The sequence below is a fragment of the Pseudomonas sp. ICBG1301 genome (assembly GCF_016918385.1).
Lineage (GTDB): Bacteria > Pseudomonadota > Gammaproteobacteria > Pseudomonadales > Pseudomonadaceae > Aquipseudomonas > Aquipseudomonas palleroniana.
The window spans coordinates 201,616-214,948 of the sequence record NZ_JAEKGB010000005.1 but is presented as its reverse complement, the minus strand read 5'-3'; the positions used below and the strand labels follow the sequence as shown (position 1 = coordinate 214,948).

Genomic DNA, 13,333 nt, shown 5'->3' with positions numbered 1-13,333 from the left:
TCTCTTGTACAGCGAATGCCTGTGACGGCTCCTGAAGCGTCTCAGGCAATCCTCAGGGAGTGTAGAGCATGAGTCGTGCCAGACCAGGAATAAAAGGTTAACTACATGATTTATATGATTATTAACTTTGTGTGACGGCAAATATGTAACCGTCGGATCCGGCAAACCGAATAGGTTGGAGTGTTGCGTTCGGAAAACCGAATGCAATGAGGGGAGCGTGTAGGAGCAGACTCGCTCGCCAACAGGCGCAAAAACGCCGCGTTCATTCTGGATAAACGCGGCGCTCTCAGGTTTTTCGCGAGCGGGCTCGCTTCTACGGGATGGAGGGTCAGGCCGCCTGGGTCTTGCTGCGGTTCTGCTCAACCTGGGAGAGGTAGCGTTGCAGGTTGTCCTGTTCTTGCGCGGTGGTGAACAGGCCCAGTTTGGTCCGGCGCCACAGCACGTCCTGCGCTTGTGTCACCCACTCTTCGGCGCACAGGTAGTCGACTTCGCGGGTGTACAGGCCACCACCCAGGTGCTCGCCCAGGTCGGCCGGCGCTTGCACACCCTCCAACAGGCGCCAGGTGCGGCTGCCATACGTGGTGGCCCAGCGTTGGGCGAGTTCGCTCGGTACCCAGTCGAATCGGCTGCGAATGGCCTCGGCCAGCGCTTGTGGCGTGGTCATGTTTTCGCCGCCGGGCAGGCTGGCCGTTACGGTCCAGCTTGGACGCATCTGGGTGAAGAACGGCGCCAGCTGTGCCATCGCCGACTCCGCCAACTTGCGGTAGGTGGTCAGCTTGCCGCCGAATACCGACAGGATCGGCGCTTCACCATTGCCACCGGACAGTGCCAGGGTGTAGTCGCGGGTGATGGCCGACGGGTTATCCGACTCGTCGTTGCACAGCGGACGCACGCCGGAGTAGGTGTGGACGATGTCGTCGCGGCTCAGTTGCTTCTTGAAGTGAGCGTTGACCACCTTGAGCATGTAGTCGGTTTCACCTTCAGTAATCGCCACTTTAGCCGGGTCGCCGGTGTATTCGCGGTCGGTGGTGCCGATGATGGTCAGGTGGTCCAAGTACGGAATGGTGAAGACGATACGCTGGTCTTCGTTCTGCAGGATATGCGCGTGGGCGCCTTCGTACAGTCGCGGCACGATCAGGTGGCTGCCCTGGATCAGGCGGATGCCGTAAGGCGAATCCAGCTTCAGGTCGTCCTTGATGAATTTGGCGACCCAGGGGCCTGCGGCATTCACCAGCGCACGGGCGCGGATCGAGAACAGGCTGCCATCGGCACGTTCCATGTTCATTTCCCACATGCCGTTGCTGCGACGTGCACTGACGCAACGGGTCTGGGTATGGACATGGGCGCCTTTCTCGCGGGCGGCCATGGCGTTGAGTACCACGAGGCGGGCGTCATCCACCCAGCAATCGGAATATTCGAAGCCTTTGGTGATTTCGCTTTTCAGCGGGCTGTCAGGGCCGAACTTGAGGCTTTTGGAGCCTGCAAGTTTTTCGCGTTTGCCCAGGTGGTCATACAGGAACAGGCCGGCACGAATCATCCACGCCGGGCGCAAGTGCGGGCGGTGCGGCAACACGAAACGCATGGGCTTGACGATGTGCGGCGCCTTGGCTAACAGCACTTCACGTTCAGCCAGGGCTTCACGCACCAGGCGGAACTCATAATGTTCCAGGTAGCGCAGGCCGCCGTGAATCAGCTTGCTGCTGGCAGACGATGTGTGGCTGGCCAGGTCGTCCTTTTCGCAAAGGAATACCGACAACCCGCGCCCGGCTGCGTCTGCTGCAATGCCGACGCCATTGATCCCGCCACCGATTACGGCAACGTCATAGACTTCGGCAAGCGGTGGAGCAGGCAAGGTGGAAGGAGTCATCGGCTGGCCTCGCGATCTTTTCGTCTTTGAATTCGAACATTAATGTTCATTTGCGAAAATGGTAGCTGATAAACGCGCGCACAGCCACCCGACTTCGATTGAAAAAACTCATCGAAGGGCGGGGAAAGGAAAATTTGTGAACATGAAGGCAGTCTGTAGTGAGCGAGCTTGCCTCGCGCTGGGCTGCGAAGCGGCCCTAACCCAGCCACCGCATGTCTGTCTGGAAGATTGCAGTGGACCTAATGGGGCCGCTTCGCAGCCCAGCGCGAGGCAAGCTCGCTCACTACAGGTTATTTGTAGTCTTCAGACGACTTCCAGGCGAACCTTGTGCTGGTTCAATAGCTGCACCAACGCCGGTACCGGTTGCTGGTCGGTCACCAGGCAATCCACCAGGCTGATTGGCCCCAGTCGAATCATGGCGTTGCGCCCGAATTTGCTCGAGTCCGCCGCCAGGATCACTTGGCGCGCATTGGCGATGATCGCCTGCGAAACCCGCACTTCCTGATAGTCGAAATCCAACAGACTGCCGTCTTCGTCGATGCCGCTGATGCCGACCAGGGCAAAATCGACCTTGAACTGGTTGATGAAGTCGACACTCGCCTGGCCCACGACACCGCCGTCGCGGCGCACATTGCCACCGGTCAGCAACACATCGAAATCGTCCTTGGTGCTGAGCATGGCGGCGACGTTGAGGTTGTTGGTGATGATTTTCAGGTGGTTGTGATTGAGCAGCGCACGGGCTATGGACTCGGTGGTGGTGCCAATATTTATGAACAATGAGGCATGGTCGGGAATCTGCGCGGCGATGGCTTCACCGATGCGCTGTTTCTCATCGCGCATCTGGTCGGCACGCATGGCGTACGCGGTGTTCTCGACACTGGAGTCATAGGCCGCGCCGCCGTGGTAGCGGCGCAGCAGATTGGCGTCCGCCAGCTGGTTGATATCGCGGCGGATGGTTTGCGGGGTGACAGCGAACAGCTGCGCCATTTCCTCGATACTGACGTAGCCGCGTTCGCGGACCAGTTCGAGGATTTGTTGTTGGCGGGGAGGCAGATTCATGGGGCGTCCTTTGGGCTGCCATACAAAAGTGGCCCATGATGACGCAGCAAGCGGCTCCCCGCCAGTTACAACCCGATTTGGGCTCGGTGCCTGGCTTATTCAGCGCCTTCGTGAGGCTCCCAGTCGCGGGTGCGGCTGACCGCTTTTTGCCAGCCGGAGTACAACTTCTCCTTGGCTGCCTCATCGAGCTGAGGTTCGAATTCGCGCTCGATCACCGCTTTACCGCGCAACTCGTCCAGGCTGCCCCAGAAACCGCACGCCAGGCCTGCCAGGTATGCCGCACCGAGGGCTGTGGTTTCGCGCATTTGCGGGCGCTCGACCTGAGTGCCGAGGATGTCGGCCTGGAACTGCATCAGGAAGTTGTTGGCCACTGCGCCGCCGTCCACGCGCAGGGCCTTGAGGCGTTCGCCCGAGTCCTGTTGCATGGCGTCGAGAACGTCGCGAGTCTGGTAGGCAATCGACTCCAGGGCTGCACGAATAATGTGGTCCACGCGTACGCCACGGGTCAGGCCGAACAGCGCGCCGCGTGCATAGGGGTCCCAGTACGGAGCACCCAGTCCGGTGAAGGCCGGCACCAGGTATACGCCGTTGCTGTCCTTGACCTTGCCGGCGAAGTATTCGGTGTCGTGGGCGTCGTTGATGATTTTCAACTCATCGCGCAGCCACTGCACGGTGGAGCCACCATTGAATACCGCGCCTTCCAGGGCGTAGGCCACTTCGCCGCGTGGGCCACAGGCGATGGTGGTGAGCATACCGTGCTTGGACTTCACGGCTTTGTCGCCGGTGTTCATCAGCAGGAAACAACCGGTGCCGTAGGTGTTCTTGGCTTGACCCGCTTCTACGCACATCTGGCCGAACAGGGCGGCTTGCTGGTCACCGGCGATGCCGCCGATGGCAATGCCACTTTTGGTGCGGCCGTAGATTTCCGAGGAAGATTTCACTTCCGGCAGCATTTCTCGCGGGATATCCAGGATCTCCAGCATCTTCGCATCCCACTCCAGGGTGTGGATGTTGAAGAGCATGGTGCGCGAGGCGTTGGTGTAGTCGGTAACGTGGGTCTTGCCGCCGGTAAATTTCCAGATCAGCCAGCTGTCGATGGTGCCGAACAGCAGCTCGCCGCTGCGGGCACGCTCGCGGCTGCCTTCGACGTTGTCGAGGATCCACTTGAGCTTGGTGCCGGAGAAGTACGGGTCGGTCACCAGGCCCGTGGCGTCGCTGATGTATTGCTCATGGCCATCGCGCTTGAGCTGCTGGCAGATCTCGGTGCTGCGGCGGCACTGCCAGACGATCGCGTTGTAGATCGGGCGGCCGGTGATTTTGTCCCACACCACGGTGGTTTCACGCTGGTTGGTGATGCCGATGGCGGCTACCTGGTCATGGTGCAGGCCAGCCTGGGCCAGGGCCTCGACCATCACCGCGCTCTGGGTGGCGAAGATTTCCATCGGGTCATGTTCAACCCAGCCAGCCTGTGGGTAATGCTGAGCGAATTCACGCTGGGCGGTGCACACCACGTTGGCGTCGCGATCGAAAATGATCGCCCGCGAACTGGTGGTGCCCTGATCAAGGGCAATGATGTAGTTCTTGTTCTGAATGTCGGTCATGTCGATTGCCTTGGACGAAAATAAGGAAGTTATTAACCAGCCTGGGCCGCAAAAAGGGCAGTGGGCGCCAGGCCGGCGCTATCAGGAAATATGCGTCTTGCCGTTGACAGCCGTGTCAGTTGTTTCAGAAACAGTGGGTGCGGCGCTCGGCAGGTGACGGGCAATCAACCCGCGATAGGCTGCAGCACCGAGGCATGCGCCGACGATCGGAGCGAAAATCGGCACCAGGAAGTAAGGAATATCGCGACCACCGGTGAAGGCCATTTCACCCCAACCGGCGAAAAAGGTCATCAGCTTGGGGCCAAAGTCACGTGCCGGGTTCATCGCAAAACCGGTCAGCGGGCCCATGGCGCTACCGATCACCGCAATCAGCAGGCCGATCAGCAGAGGTGCCAGCGGGCCGCGTGGCAAACCATTGTTGTCGTCGGTCAGCGCCATGATCACACCCATCAGGATCGCGGTGATGATCATCTCTACCAGGAACGCCTGGGCTGTGCTCAGCAGCGCATGGGGGTAGGTGGAGAACACCGACGCCAATTCCAGGCTGGCCTGGGAGCCGCGAACCATATGGTGGGTTTGTTCGTAATCGAAAAACAGGTTGCTGTAGAGCGTATAGACCAACGCGGCGGCGCAAAACGCACCGGCGATCTGGGCCAGGATATAGAAGGGCAGTTTGCGCTTTTCGAAATCGGCAAAGATGCACAGGGCGATGCTGACTGCCGGGTTGAGGTGAGCCCCGGAAATGCCGGCACTCAGGTAGATCGCCATACTTACGCCGACCCCCCAGATAATGCTGATTTCCCATAACCCGAAGCTGGCACCCGCTACCTTGAGCGCAGCCACACAACCGGTACCGAAGAAGATCAGAAGCGCAGTCCCCAGGAACTCGGCCATGCATTGGCTCGAAAGTGAAGGCTGTTGAAGAGCAGTTGTCATGGAAAACCTCTGTTTTTGTTGTTGTCTGTTGTCTCGTCGCAATGGGCGAGCGTCGACTTTTACCGTGGAAAGGATCCCCATCCTGACTCGCGGTCTACTGCTCGAGTGCTGCGGGTGGTATTCCTGCAGTATTCGTAAACGAAAAAATATAGACAAGAATGACGGCTGTCAAAGGTCGAAAGTGAACTATTGGTCATTTTCGAACTATTGGTGTGGTGAATGATCATGCCAGGCGCGTTGCACAAGGGTTATCTCAGGGGCGCACTAGAGCGTTTTGCATGGACTTGGCCTAGAATTGGCCATCAGTTTGCCCAGCCTGGAGCGCTCATGACCCCCGCATTGGACCTGTTGAAAAAAGTTCGCGCCGAACATCGCATCCACAGTTATGAACATGACCCCAAGGCGGCGTCGTATGGCTTGGAGGCCGCGGAAAAATTGGCGCTCGACCCGGCGCAGGTATTCAAGACGCTGCTGGCCAGCAGCGAGAAAGGTGAGTTGCTGGTGGCGGTGGTGCCGGTCGTCGGAAGTCTGGATTTAAAAGCCCTGGCCCACGCCGCAGGGGTGAAAAAAGTCGAGATGGCGGACCCGGCTTCGGCGCAACGCGCTACCGGTTACCTGTTGGGCGGAATCAGCCCGCTGGGCCAGAAAAAGCGTCTGCGCACGTTCATCGATGTAACGGCACAACCGTTTGCGACGATTTTTGTCAGTGCAGGCAGGAGGGGCTTGGAGGTTGAGCTACCGGCGGCCGTACTGGCTGAACATACCCAGGCCAAATTCGCCGAAATTGGCCGGGCATGACCTAATGCTCGTCAGTTAAGAGAACCTGCCGCGACCAAAGTCTGTAGTGAGCGGGCTTGCCCCGCGCTGGGTGGCAAAGCCGCCCCAAATCCAGTCACCGCGATCTTCCTGAAACACCACGGCGTCCTTGTTGGGGCGGCTGCGCCACCCAGCGCGGGGCAAGCCCGCTCACTACAGACGATGTGTTCTACATCCCACCCTTTAACTGACTGGCATTAGGGCGTGGCCGGTCGTTACGCCGGGTTGTAGCGGCGTACGCCGGCGTCGGCGTGCGGGACCTGCGCGGCAACGCTGCCTGACGCCTGGAACAGCACCAGATGTTCAGCGGCAACACGAATGCCCACATCTGCCCCGACCCGGTGATCGGCATGGCTGGGGAAGATCGACTCCAATTGAGCGCCCGTTGGCAACTGCAAGCGGTACAAGGTCGAGGCACCGAGGAAGGTTTTGCCGACAATCCGCGCTTTCAACGGGCTGTCCGGTGCATAAACGATGTCATCCGGGCGCAGCAATACGTCCACTGCGCCACCTGTAGGCCAGGTATAGGCACGCTTACCGCGCAAGTCGCCCAGTTCGGTGCTGACCGATTGCGGCGAACTCAGCTGGCCGCGAATGAAATAGCCTTGGCCGACGAAGCTGGCCACGTAAGGTGTCTGCGGCTGGTGATAGAGGTTGTAGGGCGTGTCCCACTGTTCAAGGCGACCCTCTTTGAAAACCCCGACCTGATCACTGACGGCGAAAGCTTCTTCCTGGTCGTGGGTGACCAGGATCGCACTGGTGCCGCGTGCCTTGAGGATGTCACGCACTTCATGGCTGAGCTTGCGTCGCAGTTCGCCGTCGAGGTTGGAGAAGGGTTCGTCGAGCAGCAAAAGCTGCGGCTCCGGCGCCAGGGCGCGGGCGAGGGCGACCCGTTGCTGTTGGCCACCGGAAAGCTCATGGGGAAAGCGCTGGCCCAGGTTCTTCAGGTTGACCAGTTCGAGCAGCTCGGCGACCACGCGGTCTTTTTGCGGGTGTTTGCGAATGCCGAAGGCGATGTTGTCGGCCACGCTCAGGTGCGGAAACAGTGCGTAGTCCTGGAACACCATGCCGACGCGACGCTTCTCGGGTGCCAAGGTGAAACCTGCACTGGAGATGACTTCGCCGGCCAGGCGGATTTCACCTTCGTGCACCGGTTCAAACCCGGCAATCGCACGCAGGGTGGTGGTTTTGCCGCAGCCCGAGGAGCCCAGCAAGCAACCGATGCCACCTGCATTGAGGTGCAGGTTGAGGTTCTGCACCACCCGTTGAGCTTGATAGCCGCATGCCAGATTGTGCAGGTTCAGCAGAAGACTATGACTCATGCGTGGTGATACGCCGGCTCAACCAGGAATTCGAGCAGGGCTTTCTGCGCGTGCAGACGGTTTTCGGCCTGGTCCCAGGCGACCGAGCGAGGGTCGTCGAGTAAGTCGAGGCTGATTTCTTCGCCACGGTGAGCCGGGAGGCAGTGCATGAACAGGACGTCCGGCGCAGCCAGGTCGAGCAGGGCGCGGGTGACCTGGAACGGTGCGAACAGGGTCAGGCGCTTGGCGGTTTCTTCTTCCTGGCCCATGGAGGTCCAGACGTCGGTACTCACCAGGTGCGCACCGATCACCGCATCGCGCGGGTTGCGCACGATGGTGACGCGGTCACCCGCCTGCGCAAGGAAGCGCGCATCCGGCTCGTAGCCTTCGGGGCAAGCAATGCGCAGTTGGAAGTCGAACTGGATCGCCGCTTCTATATAGCTGTTGCACATGTTGTTGCCATCGCCGATCCAGGCCACGGTCTTGCCCTGGATCGCGCCGCGATGCTCAAGGAAGGTTTGCATGTCGGCCAGCAATTGGCAGGGATGCAGGTCATCGGACAGGCCATTGATCACCGGTACACGGGAGTTGGCGGCAAATTCAGTCAATGTGCTGTGGGCGAAGGTACGGATCATCACCGCATCGAGCATGCGCGACATGACGATGGCGCAGTCGCTGATCGGCTCACCCCGTCCCAGTTGGGTATCACGCGGCGACAGGAAGATCGCCTGGCCGCCCAGTTGGATCATGCCGGCTTCGAAGGACAAGCGGGTGCGCGTCGAGGACTTTTCGAAAATCATCCCGAGTACGCGGTTTTTCAAGGGCTCAAACAGTACGCCGCGGTTACGCAGGTCTTTAAGCTCAATGCCTCGACGGATCACGCTGACCAGCTCTTCGGGCGTGCAATCCATCAGGGAGAGAAAGTGCCTTGCGCTCATCATTAACTACCTTTTTGCAACAGACCGCAGATACTCAAAGCCTTGTTTATTGTGACAACGGGCGAGACCTGCGGCGAAAGCCGCACGGGGCGACGAAATAGGGGAAGGCGCGATATTGACATTAAATGTCGCGTCTTACCAATAGGGCTACGGTTTTATGGGTGTTCAAGAAGGGCGCGAAGGCGCTTTTGAAGACTGATTCCTCACAGCAGTGGGGCCTTTGTACACTGGCATTGCAGCCTTTTGCAATGCGCCAGGGCGGGCCCAGGCCAGGCTGTGTCGGTTTCAGAAGGGCATGCGCAGCTTGTAACATTTGCTCACGCTTGCCCCCATGGCTTGGCCTGATAGCCGTCGATTCACACGGCGAACGGTGCTGGCGGCGCTGGGGGGCTGGGTCCATAGTCTGGCCAAAGTCCTTATAAAGAGACTGGCCATGACCAAGACTCTCCACCACCGAGCCTGCCATCTGTGTGAAGCTATCTGCGGGCTGACCCTGGAAACTACCCTGGCCGACGACGGCCACCTGGCGATCACCTCGATCAAGGGTGACCCGCAGGACACGTTCAGCCGTGGGCATATCTGCCCCAAGGCCGTGGCGCTGCAAGATATCCAGAATGATCCCGACCGTCTGCGCCAACCGATGCTGAGGGTGGGCAGCGAGTGGCAGCCGATCTCGTGGGAGGAGGCATTCACACAGGTCGCCGAGCGGCTGGCCGGCATCCAGGCCCGGCATGGGCAGAACGCAGTGGCGGTGTATCAGGGCAACCCCAGCGTGCACAACTACGGGCTGATGACCCACAGCAACTACTTCCTCGGCTTGCTCAAGACGCGCAATCGGTTCTCGGCCACCTCGGTGGACCAGTTGCCCCACCATCTCACCAGCCACCTCATGTACGGCCACGGCCTGCTGTTGCCGATCCCGGATATCGACCACACCGACTTCATGCTGATCCTCGGCGGCAACCCATTGGCGTCCAACGGCAGCATCATGACCGTGCCGGATGTGGAGAAGCGCCTGAAAGCCATCCAGGCGCGTGGCGGCAAAGTGGTGGTGGTCGACCCACGGCGCAGCGAGACGGCAGCGATGGCTGACCAACACCTGTTCGTGCGCCCGGGAGGGGATGCAGCGCTGTTATTTGGAGTGCTCAACACGCTGTTCAGCGAAAACCTGGCCCGCGCCAGTCATTTGCCGGTTGAGGGGCTTGAGGAGGTGAGGCGCGCGATCGCCGGGTTCAGCGCCGACGCCATGAGCCGTCAATGTGCAGTGCCGGCCGAGCAGATTCGCCAGTTGGCGCGGGACTTTGCCGCCGCCGACAGGGCCGTGTGCTATGGGCGAATGGGCGTCTCTACCCAGGCCTTCGGCACGCTGTGCCATTGGCTGGTGCAACTGATCAACCTGGTGACCGGCAATCTGGACCGTGTCGGTGGTGCGCTGTGCACCACCCCGGCGGTGGACCTGGTGGCGTCCACCGCCGGCGGGCATTTCAATCGTTGGCAGAGTCGGGTTTCCGGGCGTCCGGAGTACGGTGGTGAGTTGCCCGTGTCGGCGTTGGCCGAAGAAATGCTGACCGAAGGCGAAGGGCAGATCCGTGCGCTGGTGACGGTGGCAGGCAATCCGGTACTGTCGACGCCCAACGGCCGCCAGCTGGAGCAAGCGCTGGATGGCCTTGAGTTCATGCTCAGCATCGACCTCTACATCAACGAAACCACGCGCTATGCCGACCTGATCCTGCCGTCCACCTCGGCGCTGGAGAACGACCACTACGACACCACCTTCAATATGTTCGCCGTGCGTAACGTCACCCGTTTCAATCGCGCGATCCTGCCCAAGCCTGAGGGCGCCTTGCATGATTGGGAGATCTTTGTCGGCCTGGCCAAGGCCTTTGCCACGCGGACCGGTGTGGCGCTCAAGCCGACGATGGAGCCCGCACAGATGATTGATTTCGGGTTGCGTGCCGGCGTGTACGGCGATGCCTCCAGCCACAAATTGTCGGTGGCGATGTTGCTCGATCATCCCCATGGCGTGGACTTGGGACCGCTCAAGCCCAATCTTGCGGCGCGCCTGAAAACCGCGAATGGCCATGTGCAGGCGGCGCCCGCCGTGATCCTGGCGGATCTGGCGCGCTTCGCGGCACAGCCGGTGCCCATGGCCGATGAGCTGCTGCTGATCGGTCGCCGGCACGTACGCAGCAATAATTCCTGGATGCATAATTATCACCGCCTGGTGAAAGGCAAGCCTCGCCACCAGTTGCTGATGCATCCCGACGACCTTGCCCGGCGCCAGTTGAGTGATGGTCAGCGGGTACGCGTCAGCTCGCGTATCGGCATGGTCGAAGTGGAGGTGCTAGCCAGCCTGGACATGATGCCCGGGGTGGTCAGCCTGCCCCACGGTTGGGGCCATGGCCGCCCCGGGGTACAGATGACCATCGCCAGCGGGCAGCCAGGGGCCAGTGCGAATGACTTGACCGATGAACGGCAGTTGGATGAGTTATCCGGGAACGCCGCGCTGAACGGGGTGCCCGTGCGGGTGGCGGCGGCTTAAGCTGCCTGAGCACCAGGCTGGAATTTTGCGTTACAATGCGTCACCGTGCCGACCTGTGAGTCGCGAAGTTCCTGCAGAGGTGTTCCATGGATATCATCGAAACGATCAAAGAGCAGATTGCCAACAACACCATTCTGCTTTACATGAAGGGCGCGCCAAACGCTCCTCAGTGCGGTTTCTCCGCGAAGGCTTCCCAGGCCATCATGGCGTGTGGCGAGAAATTCGCTTACGTGGATATCCTGCAAAACCCTGAGATCCGCGCCAACCTGCCGAAATACGCCAACTGGCCGACGTTCCCGCAACTGTGGGTAGCCGGTGAGCTGGTCGGCGGCAGTGACATCATCGTTGAGATGGCGGCTGATGGTTCGTTGCAAACGCTGATCAAAGATGCAGCGGCAAACGCAGCAGCCAAGACTGACGCTTGATGCTCTTGTAGAAAGTCCTGCAATAAAAAGCCCCGCTTCTCGTGAGAGAGCGGGGCTTTTTTGTACCTGCGTACGAAGGGCTTATTCGCCCATCTGCGATTGCAGGTAGTTTTCCAGGCTGACTTTGTCGATCAGGCCCAGTTGGGTTTCCAGCCAGTCGATATGCTCTTCCTGATCTTCCAGGATGTCTTCCAGCAGTTCGCGGCTGCCGAAGTCGCCCTTGCTTTCGCAATGTGCAATGGCAGCCTTGAGGTCGCTGTGGCTCTTGTGTTCGAACTTCAGGTCGCTGCTGATCATTTCCTTGCTGTGTTCGCCGATGTTCAGCTTGCCCAGATCCTGCACGTTCGGCAGGCCTTCCAGGAACAGGATGCGCTTGATCAGGGCGTCCGAATCCTTCATGGCCTTGATGGATTCCTTGTATTCACGCTTGCCCAGCTTTTCCAGGCCCCAATCGTCATACATGCGCGCATGCAGAAAGTACTGATTGATCGCGACCAGTTCATTGGCAAGGATTTTATTGAGTTGCTGGATGACTGAGATGTCGCCTTTCATGACTGGGGTCCTGCCCTGTAATTGCTGTGTATAGGGCGGAGTTTGAGCGGCCAATTACGGGGTGTCAAACCTAAGTTATTGAATAATAAATGAAAATTAATAGGAATAAGAATGTTTGTGTTCCGCGTCTTGGCGCTAACTAATTGAATTACGGGCATAAAAAAACCGGACACTAAGTCCGGTTCTTCAAAATATGCTGATTTAAGCGTGTGTAAATTCTGCTGAATAGGGGAGCGCGCCCTGGGCTGTCTGCAACTGCGTCAAGGTTTCCCGTACCACCTGCTTGGCCAGGCACGCACATTTTCCGCACTGGCTGGCAACGCCGGTGGTTTCGCGTACTTCCTTGTAGCTGCAGCAACCTTCGTAGATTGCTTCGCGGATTTGTCCGTCGGTGACGCCAGTGCAGAGGCAGACATACATAAGGGAGAACCGTCGCAGGTTTGAGGCTTAAGTGCGGTGGATCTTAATGTTAACGAGAATGATTGTCAAAGTAGAATCGTAGGGTCCGTTACTGGCACTGCGCCCGCACTGACGAACGGTTTTTTCAGTGTATGATGGTCGGTCTTCACGAAGCGTGACTGCGTCACGGGGCTGTCGTCGGAATGCGGCAGACTCACGACCGGTCCTTTTACTTCAATCGTCACCCCACATCAGGAGATACCCCATGAGCGTACTCGTCGGTAAACAAGCCCCGGATTTCGACGTACCTGCCGTCCTCGGCAACGGCGAAATCGTAGACAGCTTCAAACTGTCTGAAGCCATCAAAGGCAAATACGGCCTGGTGTTCTTCTACCCGCTGGACTTCACCTTCGTCTGCCCTTCGGAGCTGATCGCTCTGGACCACCGCATGGACGATTTCAAGGCGCGCAACGTTGAAGTGGTAGCTGTTTCCATCGACTCCCATTTCACCCACAACGCTTGGCGCAACACTGCCATCAATGATGGCGGTATCGGCAAAGTCAAATACACCATGGCTGCCGACATGAAGCACGAGATTGCCAAAGCCTACGACGTTGAGTCCGAAGGCGGCGTGGCTTTCCGTGGCGCATTCCTGATCGATGACAAGGGCGTCGTGCGCTCGCAGATCATCAACGACCTGCCGCTGGGCCGTAACATGGAAGAGCTGATCCGTCTGGTTGACGCTTTGCAATTCCACGAAGAGCACGGCGAAGTTTGCCCTGCCAACTGGAAAAAAGGCGACAAAGGCATGAACGCTTCGCCAGAAGGCGTTGCGGCTTACCTGACCGAGAACGCTGGCAAGCTGTAAGCCAGAATCGCGGTACAAAAAAACCGGCC

Annotated in this window: 12 protein-coding genes; 4 read left to right on the top strand and 8 right to left on the bottom strand. The window is 59.2% G+C overall.

What is annotated here, in order from left to right; genetic code table 11:
- Nucleotides 1–328: 328 nt before the first annotated feature.
- From glpD to JBE38_RS14005, 4 genes are all read right to left on the bottom strand, one after another.
- The gene (gene glpD, locus JBE38_RS14020) at nt 329–1,867 is read right to left on the bottom strand and encodes a glycerol-3-phosphate dehydrogenase (RefSeq protein ID WP_205344509.1); all 1,539 of its coding nucleotides are present in this window, start codon (nt 1,865–1,867) and stop codon (nt 329–331) included.
- Nucleotides 1,868–2,170: 303 nt separating this feature from the next.
- Entirely contained in the window at nt 2,171–2,926 is a 756-nt protein-coding gene (locus JBE38_RS14015; RefSeq protein WP_060753940.1) for a DeoR/GlpR family transcriptional regulator, read from the bottom strand.
- Between the two features lie 95 nt (nt 2,927–3,021).
- On the bottom strand, nt 3,022–4,527 hold the full coding sequence (gene glpK / locus JBE38_RS14010; RefSeq protein ID WP_060753941.1) for a glycerol kinase GlpK: 1,506 nt from the start codon (nt 4,525–4,527) through the stop codon (nt 3,022–3,024).
- 81 nt (nt 4,528–4,608) lie between these two features.
- Entirely contained in the window at nt 4,609–5,463 is an 855-nt protein-coding gene (locus JBE38_RS14005) for an MIP/aquaporin family protein (protein ID WP_060753942.1), read from the bottom strand.
- A gap of 327 nt (nt 5,464–5,790) precedes the next feature.
- On the opposite strand from JBE38_RS14005, the gene ybaK reads away from it, so the two are divergent.
- The gene (gene ybaK / locus JBE38_RS14000; RefSeq protein WP_060753943.1) at nt 5,791–6,261 is read left to right on the top strand and encodes a Cys-tRNA(Pro) deacylase; all 471 of its coding nucleotides are present in this window, start codon (nt 5,791–5,793) and stop codon (nt 6,259–6,261) included.
- Nucleotides 6,262–6,494: 233 nt separating this feature from the next.
- Here the strand turns inward: ybaK and JBE38_RS13995 are convergent, their stop codons facing one another.
- On the bottom strand, nt 6,495–7,601 hold the full coding sequence (locus JBE38_RS13995; RefSeq protein ID WP_205344508.1) for an ABC transporter ATP-binding protein: 1,107 nt from the start codon (nt 7,599–7,601) through the stop codon (nt 6,495–6,497).
- Complete coding sequence (gene argF, locus JBE38_RS13990; protein WP_090366486.1) at nt 7,598–8,518, bottom strand: ornithine carbamoyltransferase; 921 nt, start codon at nt 8,516–8,518, stop codon at nt 7,598–7,600. The genes JBE38_RS13995 and argF overlap by 4 nt, the downstream gene beginning before the upstream one ends.
- 433 nt (nt 8,519–8,951) lie before the next feature.
- On the opposite strand from argF, the gene JBE38_RS13985 reads away from it, so the two are divergent.
- Together JBE38_RS13985 and grxD are read left to right on the top strand one after the other, a co-directional pair.
- Nucleotides 8,952–11,060: a molybdopterin oxidoreductase family protein gene (locus tag JBE38_RS13985; protein WP_205344507.1), complete on the top strand. Its 2,109-nt coding sequence runs from the start codon at nt 8,952–8,954 to the stop codon at nt 11,058–11,060.
- An 86-nt stretch (nt 11,061–11,146) separates the two neighbouring features.
- The gene (grxD, locus tag JBE38_RS13980; RefSeq protein WP_060753947.1) at nt 11,147–11,485 is read left to right on the top strand and encodes a Grx4 family monothiol glutaredoxin; all 339 of its coding nucleotides are present in this window, start codon (nt 11,147–11,149) and stop codon (nt 11,483–11,485) included.
- Nucleotides 11,486–11,566: 81 nt separating this feature from the next.
- On the opposite strand, the gene bfr is transcribed toward grxD, so the two are convergent.
- Nucleotides 11,567–12,037, bottom strand: a complete 471-nt coding sequence (bfr, locus tag JBE38_RS13975) for a bacterioferritin (protein WP_205344506.1) — start codon at nt 12,035–12,037, stop codon at nt 11,567–11,569.
- Between the two features lie 201 nt (nt 12,038–12,238).
- Nucleotides 12,239–12,457: a bacterioferritin-associated ferredoxin gene (locus JBE38_RS13970; protein WP_081086986.1), complete on the bottom strand. Its 219-nt coding sequence runs from the start codon at nt 12,455–12,457 to the stop codon at nt 12,239–12,241.
- Between the two features lie 244 nt (nt 12,458–12,701).
- Between JBE38_RS13970 and JBE38_RS13965 the strand changes: the two genes are divergently transcribed.
- Nucleotides 12,702–13,304, top strand: coding sequence for a peroxiredoxin (locus JBE38_RS13965; protein WP_034096135.1), 603 nt, complete (start codon nt 12,702–12,704; stop codon nt 13,302–13,304).
- Nucleotides 13,305–13,333: the final 29 nt, after the last annotated feature.

What these genes read in the sequence shown, in the direction of transcription:
- JBE38_RS14015 (WP_060753940.1), bottom strand. Translation starts at nt 2,926, where the DNA reads ATGAATCTGCCTCCCCGCCAACAACAAATCCTCGAACTGGTCCGCGAA.
- JBE38_RS13965 (WP_034096135.1), top strand. Translation starts at nt 12,702, where the DNA reads ATGAGCGTACTCGTCGGTAAACAAGCCCCGGATTTCGACGTACCTGCC.
- JBE38_RS13985 (WP_205344507.1), top strand. Translation starts at nt 8,952, where the DNA reads ATGACCAAGACTCTCCACCACCGAGCCTGCCATCTGTGTGAAGCTATC.
- grxD (WP_060753947.1), top strand. Translation starts at nt 11,147, where the DNA reads ATGGATATCATCGAAACGATCAAAGAGCAGATTGCCAACAACACCATT.
- glpK (WP_060753941.1), bottom strand. Translation starts at nt 4,527, where the DNA reads ATGACCGACATTCAGAACAAGAACTACATCATTGCCCTTGATCAGGGC.
- argF (WP_090366486.1), bottom strand. Translation starts at nt 8,518, where the DNA reads ATGAGCGCAAGGCACTTTCTCTCCCTGATGGATTGCACGCCCGAAGAG.
- ybaK (WP_060753943.1), top strand. Translation starts at nt 5,791, where the DNA reads ATGACCCCCGCATTGGACCTGTTGAAAAAAGTTCGCGCCGAACATCGC.
- JBE38_RS13970 (WP_081086986.1), bottom strand. Translation starts at nt 12,457, where the DNA reads ATGTATGTCTGCCTCTGCACTGGCGTCACCGACGGACAAATCCGCGAA.
- bfr (WP_205344506.1), bottom strand. Translation starts at nt 12,037, where the DNA reads ATGAAAGGCGACATCTCAGTCATCCAGCAACTCAATAAAATCCTTGCC.
- JBE38_RS14005 (WP_060753942.1), bottom strand. Translation starts at nt 5,463, where the DNA reads ATGACAACTGCTCTTCAACAGCCTTCACTTTCGAGCCAATGCATGGCC.
- glpD (WP_205344509.1), bottom strand. Translation starts at nt 1,867, where the DNA reads ATGACTCCTTCCACCTTGCCTGCTCCACCGCTTGCCGAAGTCTATGAC.
- JBE38_RS13995 (WP_205344508.1), bottom strand. Translation starts at nt 7,601, where the DNA reads ATGAGTCATAGTCTTCTGCTGAACCTGCACAATCTGGCATGCGGCTAT.